This window comes from Pseudomonas sp. TH43 (genome assembly GCF_016650635.1).
Classification (GTDB): domain Bacteria; phylum Pseudomonadota; class Gammaproteobacteria; order Pseudomonadales; family Pseudomonadaceae; genus Aquipseudomonas.
The window spans coordinates 1251482-1266195 of record NZ_JAEKFI010000004.1; the positions used below are offsets into that span (position 1 = coordinate 1251482).

The following is a 14714-nucleotide window of genomic DNA, read 5'->3' on the forward strand; positions in this document are numbered from 1 at the left end:
GTGTTCACAGCGCAGATCCAATGTGGGAGCGAGCCTGCTCGCGAAGAGGCCAGCTCGCACACTGAAGATCTCAGGCCGGAGACATTTCCTGGGCCAGGCCGAGAAACGCCGCCGGCAGCCGCGCGTTCTTGCGCTCCTTGAGGCAATACAGATACTCGGGAATCTGCGGTGCATTCTCGATCGTCAACACGCGTAACTGCGGATCATGCGGCACTTCCTGGCGGGCAATGATGCTGATGCCGATATTGCGCAACACCGCCTCACGAATCGATTCACGACTACCGATCTCCAACAACGGCCCGTAACTCACTCCGGCAGTCGCCAGCAATTCTTCCGTCAGCCGCCGCGTGGTCGAACCCGACTCGCGCATCAACAGCGTATGCCCGGCCAACGCACTGAGCGCCACATGCTCCTGCGCCGCCAACGGATGATTGCGATGCACCGCCAGCACCAGCGGATCAGTGCCCAACACCCGGCGAATCAACCGCGCATCCTCGAGCAGTTGCGACGAAGCCGCGACATCCACCCGGTAGTCCTCCAACGCCTCAAGCACCTGCTGCGAGTTGCCGATTTCCACCGAGACCTCGACCTGCGGCAGGCGCTCACGAAAGGTCTTCACCAGATCAAGGATGTAATACGGCGCGGTGGCGGCGATGCGCAACGTGCCCTGCACCTGGCCGCTGTTGCGCAGGAAAAACTCGATATCGGCCTCCTGCTGCAACAGCGCCTTGACCATCGGTAGCAATCGCGCGCCTTCGTCGCTGACGCTCAAGCGCCGGCCGCCCCGGTAGAACAACTCCACCGAATACTGACTTTCCAGATTGCGGATCTGCGTGGTCACGGTCGGTTGGCTGAGGCCGAGCTTTTTCGCCGCCAGCGTGATGCTGCCCAGGCGAGCAACCATGTAAAACGCCTTTAGCTCGGCACTCAGCACAACCGTTCCTCTTCTTCTATTTACGCAGCAGGCGTAAACCGTTGAACACCACCAACAGGCTCACGCCCATGTCAGCAAACACCGCCATCCACATGGTGGCGAGCCCGGCGAAGGTTACCGCAAGAAAGATAGCCTTGATCACCAGCGCCAACGCAATGTTCTGTTTCAGGATACTGGCGGTATTGCGCGACAGGCTGATGAAAGCCGGGATCTTGCGCAGATCATCGTCCATCAGCGCGACATCGGCGGTTTCGATCGCGGTGTCGGTGCCCGCGGCGGCCATGGCAAAACCGATCTCGGCGCGGGCCAGAGCCGGCGCATCGTTGATACCGTCGCCGACCATGCCGACCCGATGGCCCTTTTTGTACAGTTCTTCAATGGCCTGAAGTTTGTCAGTCGGCAGTAAGTCGCCCTTGGCCTGATCAATACCGACCTGCGCCGCAATCGCTTGCGCGGTGTGGACGTTGTCGCCAGTGAGCATCAGGGTTTTTACGCCCAGTGCATGCAGCTGACGGATCGCTTCACGGCTGGTCTCCTTGACGGTGTCGGCCACAGCGAACAGCGCTAGTGGGCCGGACTTGTCGAGCAGCAACACCACGGATTTGCCCTGCTTTTCCAGCGCAAACAGCTTTTCTTCGAGTTGTGGCGAGCACAGACCCAATTCTTCGACCAGCCGATGGTTGCCCAAATGATAGGTCTGGCCGTTGATGTCACCTTTCACACCGCGCCCGCCCAGCGCTTCGAAGTTATCCACAATCAGCGCTGCGAAGTTTTTATCCACAGCGGCGTTGGCGATGGCCAGCGACACCGGGTGATCGGAACGCCCGGCCAGCGCTGCGGCAATCGCCGGGGCCGTCGCTTCAGCGGTCGGGTCGAGGGACAGGTAGTCGGTCTGCACCGGTTTGCCGTGGGTGATCGTCCCGGTTTTATCCAGCGCCAGATAATCGAGCTTGAAACCGCCCTCCAGGTACACGCCGCCCTTGACCAGAATGCCTTTGCGCGCCGCTGCGGCGAGGCCGCTGACGATGGTCACCGGGGTGGAAATCACCAGCGCACATGGGCACGCAACCACCAGCAACACCAGCGCGCGGTAGATCCAGTCGAACCATACAGCGCCCATGAACAGCGGCGGGATGATCGCCACGGCCAAGGCAAACACAAACACCACGGGCGTGTAGATTTTCGAGAACTGATCGACGAAGCGCTGGGTCGGTGCCCGCGCACCTTGAGCCTGCTCGACGGCGTGAATGATGCGCGCCAGGGTCGAGTTGTTCGCCGCAGCGGTGACCGCGTATTCCAGCGAACCGGCCTGGTTGATGGTGCCCGCGAAGACTTTGTCGCCGACGGTTTTTTCTACCGGCAGACTCTCGCCAGTGATCGGCGCCTGATCGATGGTCGAACTGCCGCTGACCACTTCGCCGTCGAGCGCAATACGTTCGCCGGGTTTGACCCGAACGCGCGCGCCCAACTGGACGATTTTCACGTCCTGTTCGAGCCAACTTCCATCAGCCTGCTGCACGGTGGCCTGCTCGGGCGTCATCTGCATCAGGCCGCCGATGGCGTTACGCGCACGGTCCAGCGAACGCGCTTCGATCAATTCGGCGACGGTGAACAGAAACATCACCATCGCCGCTTCTGGCCACTGACCGATGAGGATTGCACCGGTCACGGCAATACTCATCAGCGCGTTGATGTTGAGGTTGCGGTTCTTCAGGGCGATCCAGCCCTTTTTATAAGTGGTCAGGCCACCGCTGAGGATCGACACCAGCGCGATGATCGCCACCACCCAGGTTGGCGCGGCGTTGGTGAAGTGGATGACTTCGGCAGCAAGCGCACCGATGCCGGACAGTGCCAGCGGCCACCAGTGTTTTTTCACAGGCGCAGGTGCTGGCGCGTCGACGCCCGCCTCCAGCGGCTCGGCGTGCATGCCCAAGGATTTGATCGCCTCGGTGATGGGCTCCGTGCCCGGCAGCGTGTGGGTTACGCCGAGGACGCGATTGATCAGGTTGAATTCCAGTTGTTCAACGCCGGCGAGTTTGCCGAGTTTGTTCTGGATCAGCGTCTGCTCGGTCGGGCAGTCCATCGCCTCGATGCGGAAATTGCTCAACCGCGCATCGGCGCTGGTTTTCTCGCTTAGTTGCACCAACGCAGGCGCGGCGGCTTCCGACGAGCAGCAGGAATCTTCGTGCGCATGTACCGGTGCCGGTGCTGCAACTTTCGACCCGCAGCAGGAATCGCCGCCATGGGAATGCTTATGCACAGGCTGCAATTTATGACTGTGATCGTGCCCGTCGCCGGGCTTGTGGGTGTGCTGGGAATCGCTCATTGGTCGCGTCCATGAAGGTGCCTGTTGCCAAGTAAAGACCCTGTAGCCACTATAGGGTCAAGCACCCTTTTGGAGATTGCCGTCATGAAGATCGGAGAACTGGCCAAACTGACCGATTGCGCCGTGGAAACCATCCGCTACTACGAGCGCGAAAACCTGCTGCCGGAGCCAGCCCGCAGCGACGGCAACTACCGCGTCTACACCCAGGCCCATGCCGAGCGCCTGACCTTCATCCGCAACTGCCGCACCCTCGACATGACCCTCGAAGAAATTCGCAGCCTGCTGGCCATGCGTGACAGCCCACAGGATCAGTGTGCAAGCGTGAACACGCTGATCGACGAGCACATCCAGCACGTGAAGGCGCGGATTGACGGGTTACTGGCGTTGCAGACACAGTTGCTCGACCTGCGCCAACGCTGTGGCGAAGGGCCCGGGGCCGATCAATGCGGAATTTTGCAGCGGCTGGAAGTCAGCGGCGGAGTCGTCGCCACCGAAGTCGAACACTCCCACGTAGGCCGCAGCCACGGCCACTAGGAACACCACAAAATCCCTGTAGGAGCCGAGCTTGCTCGCGAAGACGTCAACACATTCAACATCAATGTGTCGGACAGAGCGCTTTCGCGAGCAAGCTTTGCTCCTACGGGTTCGGTGTTCAGATCACGTCGAAACTCACTTCCGTGACGGCGCCCGGGTCCCAGTAAAAATTCGCACTGAGGCGCGCGCCCAGATAAATCACGTATTGCACCGTCACCCTGCGCCCGACATGCGCCTGATAAACCTCAGGGGCAATGTGAAACGCCATCGTCTGCTTTGGGTTTACAGCCAACCTGCGCTGACGCTCGACCCAATGATCCGGCGCTTGCGTCCAGAGAACTTCGATGCCGTAACAGGCGCGCAGGTTTTCAATCGGCCGCAGGCTTACGGTAACTCCATCAGGATACGTCGCAGCTTCCAGCACGCCATTCACCACGCCTTCTACCTCAAGCACAGACTTGCGGCCCAGTTCTGGTGCGACGAAGACTTTCTGCGCTGGGGAAGGTTTTGCACCACCGGCTTGTGGAAGGTGAAAGAAAGTCACCTCGACATCAAGGCCTACCAAGCGCTTGAGCGCGCTGTCAGGGATGGCAATCGGGATCCAGTAATCTTTGCTGTCCACCACAACATCCGCAGATTGGAACGATGGCGAACCGTCCAATGGCAGCCACTCGACGCGAAGCTTGTCGCCGATGAGGATTTGCGGCGAGGACGGATCCAGCAGGGCGTATGTCGAATTGATAAACGGCGAGCCCGGCCCAATGATTTCCAGAGGAATGACAGCGCCTTCCGGCTCGGTCGTACCGAACGCTAAATAGTGGTTTGGCTTTGAGTGGAAATAGGCGATCAGTGGCGGCTGTAATGCCGTTGCTTTCGCTGTCAGTGCCGTCTCTGTCGAGATGCCTGAGCCTGTATTACCGCCATCGAAAAAACCACCTACGTCTGCCATGACCATTACCTCACTGTGGAGGCCATCAGCTAAGCACGGGACGAGGCACGTCGGCTACTGTCAGAAATGACAGTGGACACACACAAAACCTGAATATTTCCACAAAACCAATGTGGGAGCTGGCTTGCCAGCGATAGCGGTTTTTCAGACACATCAATGTTGAATGTGCCGCCGTCATCGCTGGCAAGCCAGCTCCCACAAGTTTAATGGCAAGTCTTTAGACCGCCATTGGCGCGGTCATTGGCGCATGGTGCTCGTAACCTTCCAGCGAGAAGTCGCTCGGTTCGACCAGTTCCAGCCATTCCGGCTGGTACACGCCGGTCTTGGCAAATTCCGGTACGCGGTCGGAGATTTTCAGTTTCGGCATGGCGAACGGCTCGCGCTTGAGCTGTTCGTTGAGCATGTCCAAATGGTTCTCGTAGACGTGTGCATCACCGATGAAATAGGTGAACCAGCGCGGCGTGTAACCGGTCAGGCGACCGATCAGGCTCAGCAGCGCGGCGCCTTCGGTGAGGTTGAACGGTGTGCCCAGACCCAGGTCGTTGGAGCGGATGTAGAGGGTCAGAGAAATCTCTTTGGTCTCGACATTCGGGTGGAATTGATACAGCAGATGGCACGGCGGCAGGGCCATTTCGTCCAGCTGTGCGACGTTCCAGCCGTGGAACAGAATGCGGCGGCTACCCGGATCGTTGATGATCGTGTCAACGCACTGACGCACCTGATCGATGGCTTTGTACAGCACCACGTAAGCCTGGCCGTCTTGTTCGCCTTGAGCGATCTGCTTGTAGCCATTGTTCAAGGTTTGCTCGATGGCCGCCGTGTTGCTCAGCGGGATCTGCTTGTACGCCGGCCATTTGCGCCATTGCACACCGTAGATTTCGCCGAGGTCGTCGTCACCCTGGCGGAACGGATTGGCCAGCCACTGGGCGTTTTCGTTGGCGTTCTGGTCCCAGACCTTGCAGCCCAGCGCGCGGAATTCAGCGGCGTTGTTGACGCCACGGAGAAACCCGCACATCTCGCCGATGGCCGATTTGAAGGCCATTTTGCGCGTGGTGATCGCCGGAAAACCTTCCTGCAGATCGAAACGCAGCATCGCGCCCGGAAAGCTGATGGTGTTGATGCCGGTGCGGTTGGCCTGTTTGCTGCCGTTCTGAATGACGTGCGAGACCAGTTCGAGATATTGCTTCATGAGTTACCTGTGTCCTTTGAGCCCCGCCGTCGCGCGGCGGGGTTCGTAGTTTAAGCCGTCGGAGCGAGCGGTGCTGCCGGCGCGCGACGATAGGCCAGCCAGATCAGGAACAGCCCGCCGATGATCATCGGCACACAGAGCACCTGGCCCATGGTCAGCCAGTTCCACGCCAAGTAGCCGAGTTGCGCATCCGGCACGCGGACGAACTCGACGATGAAACGGAAGATGCCGTAGAACAGCGCGAACATGCCGGAAACGGCCATGGTCGGACGCGGCTTGCGCGAGAAAATCCACAGGATCAGGAACAGCGCCACGCCTTCGAGCGCGAACTGATACAGCTGCGACGGGTGACGCGGCAGTTGCGCCGGATCGCTGAATGGCGGGAAGACCATGGCCCATGGCACGTCGGTCGCCTTGCCCCACAATTCGGCGTTGATGAAGTTACCGATGCGCCCGGCACCCAGGCCGATCGGCACCATCGGTGCGACGAAGTCCATCAACTGGAAGAACGACTTGCCGTTGCGCTTGCCGAACCACAATGCAGCCAGCATTACGCCGATAAAGCCGCCGTGGAACGACATGCCGCCCTTCCACACTTCGAAAATCAGCGTCGGGTTGGCGAGGTAGGCGCTCAGATCGTAGAACAGCACGTAGCCCAGACGTCCGCCGACGATCACGCCCATCGACAGCCAGAAGATCAGATCGGAGAGTTTCTCCTTGCTCCAGGTCGGGTCGAAGCGGTTGAGCCGGCGCGACGCCAGCAGCCACGCACCGCCGATGCCGATCAGGTACATCAGGCCGTACCAATGGATTTTCAGCGGACCGATGGACAAGGCCACCGGGTCGATCTGCGGGTAAGGCAGCATTGCGACTCCTCGTTAGAGTTGAAACCAAAATTCCCGGGCGACGCTGCCACCTCAGGATTAAGCCAGGATTGCGGCGCGGCTAAAGCAGAAAGCTCACACCCACGCAGAACAGCAAAGCGGCGAACAGCCTTTTCAGCAAGCGCGGCGACAACTTGTGCGCCAGGCGCGCGCCGAGACGGGCGAACACCATGCTGGTCAGGGCGATGCCCAACAACGCCGGCAAATAGACAAAACCGAAACTATGCGGCGGCAACAATGGATCGTGCCAGCCCAGAATCATGAAACTTAATGCACTGGCCAAAGCGATCGGCAGGCCACAGGCCGACGACGTCGCCACGGCTTGCTGCATCGGCACGCTGCGCCAGGTCAGAAACGGCACGGTCAACGAGCCGCCACCAATGCCGAAAATCGCCGAGGCCCAGCCAATCACACTGCCGGCCACGGTCAGACCGAGTTTACCCGGCACCGTTCGGCTGGCCTTGGGTTTTACCTCCAGCGCCAGTTGCACAGCGATCACCAGGGCGAACACACCGATGACTTTTTGCAGATTGGGCCCGGAAATCGCTTCAGCGGTCAGCGCACCAAAACCGGCACCGAGCAGAATACCGACGGTCATCCACATGAAAATCGGCCAGCGCACCGCGCCGCGACGATGATGTTCACGCACGGCGTTGACCGAGGTGAAGATGATCGTCGCCAGCGACGTACCGACCGCCAGATGCGTGAGAATCGACTGATCAAAGCCCTGCAAGGTGAAACTGAACACCAGCACCGGAACGATGATGATCCCACCACCGACACCGAACAGCCCGGCCAACACGCCAGCACAGGCGCCGAGCGCCAGATAGAGCAGAAATTCCATGTCCTTCTCCCAGACGCATCCCAAAACCGGAGCGGCATGGTAACGGATGCGCGGCCTTCTGCTCCACTGGCGATGGATGCACGGGCGCCGGATGCGTAGAGTGGGCAAAAAACACACAAGGACAACCTTATGTGCCTGATCGTTTTTGCCTGGCGCCCGGGCCATGCCCAGCCGCTGATCGTCGCGGCCAACCGTGACGAGTTCTACGCACGCCCCAGCCTGCCGCTGGCGCAATGGCCGGAAGCGCCGGATGTGCACGCCGGCCGCGACCTTGAGGCGGGCGGTACATGGCTGGGGATCGGTGCCAACGGCCGCTTCGCCGCACTGACCAATATTCGCGACCCGCACCAGCCGCCAGCGCGCAAGTCGCGGGGTGAACTGGTGGCGCGGTTCCTCGCCGGCAATCTGTCGATTGATGATTATTTGAGCGACGTGGTCGCCCGCGCACCGGAATACGCCGGATTCAACCTGCTGCTCGGCAATAGCCATGAAATGTGGCACTTCAATGCGCGGATGTCGGAGCCGGTGATGCTTGAGCCGGGAGTGTATGGGTTATCCAACGCGGGATTGGACACGCCGTGGCCGAAGCTGCTCAAGGCCAGAGCGGCGTTGCGCGCAGTGCTCGATGATCCGCAGCCTGCGCGGTTGCTGGCGTTGTTGAGCGATGCGCAGACAGCGCCGTTTGCCGAGTTGCCGGACACCGGGGTCGGACTGGCGACGGAATCACTGCTGTCGAGTGTGTTTATTGCCAGCCAGAGTTATGGCACGCGGGCGAGTACCGCGTTGATCGTCCAGGCGGACGGCACGCGGCGGATGGTGGAGCGGAGTTTTGGGCCGTATGGCGGGCATTTGGGCGAGGTAGAGTTAGAAGCTTAAAAGCTGACCCTCACCCCAGCCCTCTCCCGGAGGGAGAGGGGGCCGACCGAGGTGTCTGACGCCATGCATCGACCTGAAAGACCGAGTTGATTATGGATTCAGCCGCATCTTCAGTCGCTGTGAGTGGATTATGGCTACAACACAGCACCTTCAAGTTGGTGTAGGTCGATTATGGATTCGGCACAGCACTTTCAGGTCGGTGCGGGTCCATTATGGATTCAGCAAAGCACTTTCAGGTCGGCGTAACTCTACAGCATCCCCCAATCAGTCCCCTCTCCCTTTGGGAGAGGGTTAGGGTGAGGAGCTTTTGATCTTCAGAGGGCTTTGACGACCGCCGGCGGATTGATCTTCGACAACCCGAGGTTCTTCAGCGCCAATTGCAGCGAGCTGTGGATAACTTGCGGGTTATCGATGGTCATCAACTCCGCCAGCAACTCCTTGGCCTTACTCAGATTGACCTGCCGCAACATCCACTTCACCTTCGGCAAGTTGGTGGCGTTCATCGACAGGCTGTCAAAACCCATTGCCATCAACAGCACCGCTGCCGACGGATCACCGGCCATTTCGCCGCAGATACTCACCGGTTTGCCTTCGGCATGAGCATCGCGAACCACGGTTTGCAGGGCTTGCAGCACGGCGGGGTGCAGATAATCATAGAGGTCGGCCACCCGTGGGTTGTTGCGGTCGACCGCCAGCAGGTATTGGGTCAAATCGTTGGAGCCGACCGAGAGGAAGTCGACCATCCGCGCCAGTTCCTTGGTCTGGTAGACCGCTGCCGGGATCTCGATCATCACGCCGATCGGCGGCATCGGCACGTCAGTGCCTTCGTCGCGCACTTCGCCCCACGCCCGGTGGATCAGGTGCAAGGCTTCTTCGAGTTCGTGAGTGCCGGAGATCATCGGCAGCAGAATCCGCAGGTTGTTCAGGCCTTCGCTGGCCTTGAGCATCGCGCGGGTCTGCACCAGGAAGATTTCCGGGTGATCCAGCGTCACGCGAATGCCGCGCCAGCCGAGGAACGGGTTGTCTTCCTTGATCGGGAAGTACGACAGCGACTTGTCACCGCCGATATCCAGACTGCGCATGGTTACCGGTTGCGGGTGGAACGCGGCGAGCTGCTCGCGGTAGATCGCCAGTTGTTCCTTCTCGCTCGGGAAGCGCTGGTTGATCATGAACGGCACTTCGGTGCGGTACAGGCCGACACCTTCGGCGCCACGCTTCTGCGCCCGCGCCACGTCGGCCAGCAACCCGGTGTTGACCCACAGCGGCATGCGGTGGCCATCGAGGGTCACGCACGGCAGGTCGCGCAGGGTGTCGAGGCCCAGCGCCAGTTGTTTCTCTTCTTCGACGACTTCGGCGAACTGCTTGCGCAGCACTTCGCTCGGGTTGGTGTAGACCTCGCCGCGTGTGCCGTCGACGATCATTTCGATACCGTCGACCTTGGCGTACGGCAGGTCGACCAGACCCATCACCGTCGGAATGCCCATGGCCCGCGCCAGGATCGCCACGTGCGAGTTACCCGAACCGAGTACCGAGACCAGACCGACCAGCGTGCCTTCCGGCACCTCGCCGAGCATGGCCGGCGTCAGTTCTTCGCTGACCAGAATGGTTTTTTCCGGGTAGACCAGGTTCTGCTGGCGCTCTTCCTGCAAGTAGGCGAGCAGACGGCGACCAAGGTCTTTGACGTCCGAGGCGCGCTCACGCAGGTAGGCGTCGTCCATCAGTTCGAAACGGTTGACGTGCTCGGTGACCACCTGACGCAGGGCGCCCTGAGCCCACTGGCCGGTCTTGATCACCGTGGTGATTTCGCTGCCCAGCGAGGCATCGTCGAGCATCATCAGGTACACATCGAACAACGCACGCTCTTCCGGGCGCAGCTGGGTCGCGAGCTTGGCCGACAAGGCGCGCATGTCGGCGCGCACGCCTTCGATGGCGGTCTTGAACAGCGCCAGCTCAGCGTCGATGTCGGTGATGGTCTTGTCCGGCACCACGTCGAGATCGGCCGGCGGCAGCATGACCACAGCGGTACCAACCGCCGCCCCCGGCGAACCCGGTACGCCGACGAACTTGGCTTCCTGAATACCTTTGCCCTGACGGCCCAGACCACGGATCGAACCGGTGGCCTCGGCGTGGGCGATTACGCCGGCGAGCTGCGCGCTCATGGTCACGAGGAAGGCTTCTTCACCTTCATCGAACTGGCGGCGTTCTTTTTGCTGGATGACCAACACGCCAACAACGCGGCGGTGGTGAATGATCGGGGCACCGAGGAACGAGGCATAACGCTCTTCACCCGTTTCGGCGAAGTAGCGGTAGCGCGGGTGATCCGCAGCGTTTTCGAGGTTCAGGGGTTCTTCACGCGTGCCGACCAGACCCACCAGACCTTCGTTGGGTGCCATGCTGACCTTGCCGATCGAGCGCTTGTTCAAGCCCTCGGTGGCCATCAGGACGAAGCGGTTGGTCTCGGGATCAAGCAGGTAGACCGAGCAGACCTGGCTGCCCATGGCCTCTTTGACGCGCAACACAATAATCCCCAACGCCGCCTTGAGATCCTTGGCGGAGTTAACTTCCTGGACGATCTTGCGCAGCGTATTGAGCATGGCTCGGGGTCGAACTCCGTCGTCAGTCGCGCGCTAAAAGGCGCGGGGCAAGCTCTTTGAGGGCGCGGCGATACACCTCGCGCTTGAATGTCACCACCTGGCCCAACGGATACCAATAGCTGACCCAGCGCCAGCCATCGAACTCCGGTTTACCGGTCAAATCCATCCGCACCCGCTGCTCGTTGGAGATCAGGCGCAGGAGAAACCATTTCTGTTTCTGGCCGATGCACAGCGGTTGGCTGTGGGTACGCACCAGACGTTGCGGCAAACGATAGCGCAACCAGCCCCGAGTACAGGCCAGTATTTCAACATCTTCACGTTCCAGGCCAACTTCTTCGTTCAGCTCGCGGTACAAGGCGTCTTCCGGCGTCTCCTCAGGGTTGATTCCCCCTTGCGGAAACTGCCAGGCATCTTGATTGATACGGCGAGCCCATAGCACCTGGCCGGCGTCATTCGTCAGAATGATCCCGACATTGGGGCGGAAACCATCGGGGTCGATCACGGCAACAACCTCGCAAACGCATGTCGCCGCATTGTTCCACAAAGGTTGATAAGGCGGCAACGAAGCTTCCTACCTTATGTGCACTCTTGTGAAAAGACCGTATTCTTGTCGCCTTTTTACAGACTTATCAGCGGGTAACTGCAATGCGCCTGGCTCTATTCGATTTGGACAACACCCTTCTGGGCGGCGACAGCGATCACGCCTGGGGCGACTATCTGTGTGAACGCGGTTTCCTCGACCCGATCGCGTACAAAGCGCGTAACGACGAGTTCTATCAGGATTACCTGGCCGGCAAACTGGATAACGCCGCGTACCTGAACTTCTGCCTGGAAATCCTCGGCCGCACCGAAATGGCCGTGCTCGATCAATGGCACAGCGATTACATGCGCGACTGCATCGAACCGATCATGCTGCCGCAGGCACTGGAACTGCTGAAAAAGCACCGCGACGCTGGCGACAAACTGGTGATCATCACCGCGACCAACCGCTTCGTTACCGCACCGATTGCGGTGCGTCTGGGCGTTGAAACCTTGATCGCCACTGAATGTGAAATGGCCGATGGCCGTTACACCGGGCGCAGCACCGATGTTCCGTGCTTCCGGGAAGGCAAGGTAACGCGCCTGAACCGTTGGCTGGAAGAGACCGGGTATTCGTTGGATGACAGCTATTTCTATAGCGATTCGATGAATGACTTGCCGCTGCTTGAGCAAGTGACGAATCCCGTCGCTGTCGATCCGGATCCGAATCTGCGCGCCGAGGCCGAGAAGCGTGGATGGCCAGTCATTTCGCTGCGCGGCTGATTACGCCTTCGCGGGCAAGCCTTGCTCCTACAGGGATCAACCCCGCCCTTGTAGGAGCAAGGCTTGCCCGCGATTGGGTCGACTCGGTCCCAAGCCTTAAACAGGCTTGGCCCCCATCAACCCGGCAATCGCGACAAAACAGACGAAGCTGAACAACGCCAAGGCAAAACTGAACCTGCCGACGCCGCCCGGCGCCTTGCGCAATCGATTCAAACGTACCAGCAACCAGAACCACGCCAACGCCGCCACGGTGTACAGCACGCTCGACGCCAGAATCCACGTCTGCCCCAGCGGCCAGCCGACCAGATGCACCATCCACCAGCCGGTAAACGGCATGCTCAGCAGCGCCAGGCCCATCAGCAGCCAGACAAACACCCGTGGCCGTTGCAACGTGCGGCTGCCCGCCGTCGCATCACCTTTGCGTTTTGCCAGCAAAACCCAGATCCCCAAACCCAGCGCACCGGCCAGCAACACCACGGTCGCAACCATGTGCGCGGTTTTCAGGGCAGTTAACGTTTCCATTGTTCGATTTCCTTAAGGCCTGCCCATCAGCGTAGCCGCTCAGCCCAAAAACAGCTGATAGGCCGGGTTCTCACTCTCATCCCAATACGGGTAGCCGATTTCTTCCAGCGCCGCCGGCACCAGATGACGCTCGTCATGCGGTACCTGCAGGCCCGCGACCACACGGCCATCCGCCGCACCGTGGTTGCGGTAGTGGAACATCGAGATGTTCCAGCGCCCACCGAGCTTGTTAAGGAAGTTGAACAGCGCACCCGGACGTTCCGGGAACTCGAAGCGAAATACCACTTCATCGATGACATGCGCGGCATGCCCACCGACCATGTGGCGAATGTGCAGCTTGGCCAGTTCGTTGTCGGTCAGATCAAGCACCGGGAAACCCTGCTCGGTGAGGCTCGCCAGCAATGCACTGCGCGGGTCGTTCTCCGGGTGGGTCTGCACGCCGACGAAGATGTGCGCTTCGCTGCCGGTGTTGTAGCGGTAGTTGAATTCGGTGATCTGGCGTTTGCCGATGGCTTCACAGAAAGCCTTGAAGCTGCCGGCCTTCTCGGGAATGGTCACGGCGATGATCGCTTCGCGGCCTTCACCCAGCTCGGCGCGCTCGGCAACGTGACGCAAGCGATCGAAATTGACGTTGGCGCCGGAGTCGATGGCGACGAACGTCTGGCCGCTAACGCCGCGCAGTTCGACGTACTTCTTGATCCCGGCAACGCCCAAGGCACCAGCAGGTTCGGTGATCGAGCGGGTATCGTCGTAGATATCCTTGATCGCCGCGCAGATCTCGTCAGTGCTGACGGTGATCACTTCATCGACATAATCTTTGCAGATATCGAAGGTGTGCTGGCCAATCTGCGCCACCGCCACGCCGTCAGCGAAGATGCCCACTGTCGGCAGCACCACGCGCTCGCCCGCCGCCATCGCGACTTGCAGGCAGTTGGAGTCGTCCGGCTCAACGCCGATGACTTTGATGTCCGGACGCAGGTATTTCACGTACGCGGCGATGCCGGCGATCAGGCCGCCGCCACCAACCGGGACGAAAATCGCGTCCAGTGGCTGCGGGTGCTGACGCAGAATCTCCATTGCCACGGTGCCCTGCCCGGCAATGGTGTGCGGATCATCGTACGGGTGAATGTAGACGTAGCCTTTTTCATCAACCAGTTTCAGCGAGTAGGCCAAAGCTTCCGGGAACGAGTCGCCGTGCAGCACCACTTTGCCGCCGCGCGAACGCACGCCTTCGACTTTGATCTCGGGAGTGGTTTTGGGCATGACGATGGTGGCTTTCACGCCCAGCACTTTCGCCGCCAGGGCCAGACCCTGCGCATGGTTGCCCGCCGACGCAGTGACCACGCCACGGGCGCGCTCTTCGTCAGTCAGTTGAGTGAGTTTGTTGTAGGCGCCGCGAATCTTGAACGAGAACACCGGCTGCAAGTCTTCGCGCTTGAGCCAAATGTCATTGCCCAGCCGCTCGGAGAGCTGGCGAGCGTTCTGCAGCGGGGTTTCTACGGCAACGTCATAAACGCGCGAGGTGAGGATCTTTTTGACGTACTGTTCGAGCATCGGAAAGCATCACTGAGCGGGTTGGGCAGGGCCAAGGAGTCTAACCCGGCTTTTGCCCGGGCGACCACACTAAACAGGTGGTTTTACGGTCTGGAAATCCATTCTTGAGCGAGCACCATTATGGCGAAGGGATTTATCCCCGTTGGAGTGCGAAGCGCTCCCCGCCACTCTTTCGCGAATACCGCGTTCTCTGGTTTTACGACGGC

Annotated in this window: 13 protein-coding genes; 3 read left to right on the plus strand and 10 right to left on the minus strand. The window is 60.2% G+C overall.

What is annotated here, in order from left to right:
• Positions 1-70: 70 nt before the first annotated feature.
• Positions 71-934 (minus strand): LysR family transcriptional regulator, encoded by an 864-nt coding sequence (locus tag JFT81_RS22090; RefSeq protein ID WP_201229049.1) that lies wholly within the window; start codon positions 932-934, stop codon positions 71-73.
• Between the two features lie 16 nt (positions 935-950).
• Positions 951-3260: a heavy metal translocating P-type ATPase gene (locus JFT81_RS22095; RefSeq protein ID WP_201229051.1), complete on the minus strand. Its 2310-nt coding sequence runs from the start codon at positions 3258-3260 to the stop codon at positions 951-953.
• A gap of 84 nt (positions 3261-3344) precedes the next feature.
• Here JFT81_RS22095 and cadR point away from each other — a divergent pair, with 84 nt between their 5' ends.
• Positions 3345-3794, plus strand: coding sequence for a Cd(II)/Pb(II)-responsive transcriptional regulator (cadR, locus tag JFT81_RS22100; protein ID WP_007964189.1), 450 nt, complete (start codon positions 3345-3347; stop codon positions 3792-3794).
• A gap of 118 nt (positions 3795-3912) precedes the next feature.
• Here cadR and JFT81_RS22105 read toward each other — a convergent pair whose 3' ends face one another.
• From JFT81_RS22105 to JFT81_RS22120, 4 genes are all read right to left on the minus strand, one after another.
• On the minus strand, positions 3913-4743 hold the full coding sequence (locus JFT81_RS22105) for a hypothetical protein (RefSeq protein ID WP_201229053.1): 831 nt from the start codon (positions 4741-4743) through the stop codon (positions 3913-3915).
• A 217-nt stretch (positions 4744-4960) separates the two neighbouring features.
• Complete coding sequence (locus tag JFT81_RS22110) at positions 4961-5932, minus strand: thymidylate synthase (protein ID WP_201229056.1); 972 nt, start codon at positions 5930-5932, stop codon at positions 4961-4963.
• A gap of 50 nt (positions 5933-5982) precedes the next feature.
• Positions 5983-6798 carry a prolipoprotein diacylglyceryl transferase gene (lgt, locus tag JFT81_RS22115; protein ID WP_201229059.1) on the minus strand — a complete coding sequence of 272 codons (816 nt, stop codon included), beginning with the start codon at positions 6796-6798 and terminating at the stop codon, positions 5983-5985.
• A 79-nt stretch (positions 6799-6877) separates the two neighbouring features.
• Positions 6878-7660: a sulfite exporter TauE/SafE family protein gene (locus tag JFT81_RS22120; protein WP_201229062.1), complete on the minus strand. Its 783-nt coding sequence runs from the start codon at positions 7658-7660 to the stop codon at positions 6878-6880.
• A gap of 129 nt (positions 7661-7789) precedes the next feature.
• Between JFT81_RS22120 and JFT81_RS22125 the strand changes: the two genes are divergently transcribed.
• Complete coding sequence (locus JFT81_RS22125) at positions 7790-8536, plus strand: NRDE family protein (RefSeq protein WP_201229064.1); 747 nt, start codon at positions 7790-7792, stop codon at positions 8534-8536.
• A 314-nt stretch (positions 8537-8850) separates the two neighbouring features.
• Here the strand turns inward: JFT81_RS22125 and ptsP are convergent, their stop codons facing one another.
• Positions 8851-11130, minus strand: coding sequence for a phosphoenolpyruvate--protein phosphotransferase (ptsP, locus tag JFT81_RS22130; RefSeq protein WP_201229065.1), 2280 nt, complete (start codon positions 11128-11130; stop codon positions 8851-8853).
• Between the two features lie 22 nt (positions 11131-11152).
• Positions 11153-11632, minus strand: a complete 480-nt coding sequence (locus JFT81_RS22135) for an RNA pyrophosphohydrolase (RefSeq protein ID WP_003229203.1) — start codon at positions 11630-11632, stop codon at positions 11153-11155.
• A gap of 143 nt (positions 11633-11775) precedes the next feature.
• Here JFT81_RS22135 and JFT81_RS22140 point away from each other — a divergent pair, with 143 nt between their 5' ends.
• Positions 11776-12432, plus strand: coding sequence for an HAD family hydrolase (locus JFT81_RS22140; RefSeq protein WP_201229066.1), 657 nt, complete (start codon positions 11776-11778; stop codon positions 12430-12432).
• A gap of 96 nt (positions 12433-12528) precedes the next feature.
• On the opposite strand, the gene JFT81_RS22145 is transcribed toward JFT81_RS22140, so the two are convergent.
• Both JFT81_RS22145 and ilvA read right to left on the minus strand, forming a co-directional pair.
• Positions 12529-12954: a DUF2269 domain-containing protein gene (locus JFT81_RS22145; RefSeq protein WP_201229067.1), complete on the minus strand. Its 426-nt coding sequence runs from the start codon at positions 12952-12954 to the stop codon at positions 12529-12531.
• A gap of 39 nt (positions 12955-12993) precedes the next feature.
• Positions 12994-14508, minus strand: a complete 1515-nt coding sequence (gene ilvA / locus JFT81_RS22150) for a threonine ammonia-lyase, biosynthetic (protein WP_201229068.1) — start codon at positions 14506-14508, stop codon at positions 12994-12996.
• Positions 14509-14714 lie beyond the last annotated feature (206 nt).

Coding starts and splice junctions, on each gene's coding strand:
- JFT81_RS22095 (WP_201229051.1), bottom strand. CDS start 3,260: ATGAGCGATTCCCAGCACACCCACAAGCCCGGCGACGGGCACGATCAC.
- cadR (WP_007964189.1), top strand. CDS start 3,345: ATGAAGATCGGAGAACTGGCCAAACTGACCGATTGCGCCGTGGAAACC.
- JFT81_RS22105 (WP_201229053.1), bottom strand. CDS start 4,743: ATGGCAGACGTAGGTGGTTTTTTCGATGGCGGTAATACAGGCTCAGGC.
- JFT81_RS22110 (WP_201229056.1), bottom strand. CDS start 5,932: ATGAAGCAATATCTCGAACTGGTCTCGCACGTCATTCAGAACGGCAGC.
- lgt (WP_201229059.1), bottom strand. CDS start 6,798: ATGCTGCCTTACCCGCAGATCGACCCGGTGGCCTTGTCCATCGGTCCG.
- JFT81_RS22120 (WP_201229062.1), bottom strand. CDS start 7,660: ATGGAATTTCTGCTCTATCTGGCGCTCGGCGCCTGTGCTGGCGTGTTG.
- JFT81_RS22125 (WP_201229064.1), top strand. CDS start 7,790: ATGTGCCTGATCGTTTTTGCCTGGCGCCCGGGCCATGCCCAGCCGCTG.
- ptsP (WP_201229065.1), bottom strand. CDS start 11,130: ATGCTCAATACGCTGCGCAAGATCGTCCAGGAAGTTAACTCCGCCAAG.
- JFT81_RS22140 (WP_201229066.1), top strand. CDS start 11,776: ATGCGCCTGGCTCTATTCGATTTGGACAACACCCTTCTGGGCGGCGAC.
- JFT81_RS22145 (WP_201229067.1), bottom strand. CDS start 12,954: ATGGAAACGTTAACTGCCCTGAAAACCGCGCACATGGTTGCGACCGTG.
- ilvA (WP_201229068.1), bottom strand. CDS start 14,508: ATGCTCGAACAGTACGTCAAAAAGATCCTCACCTCGCGCGTTTATGAC.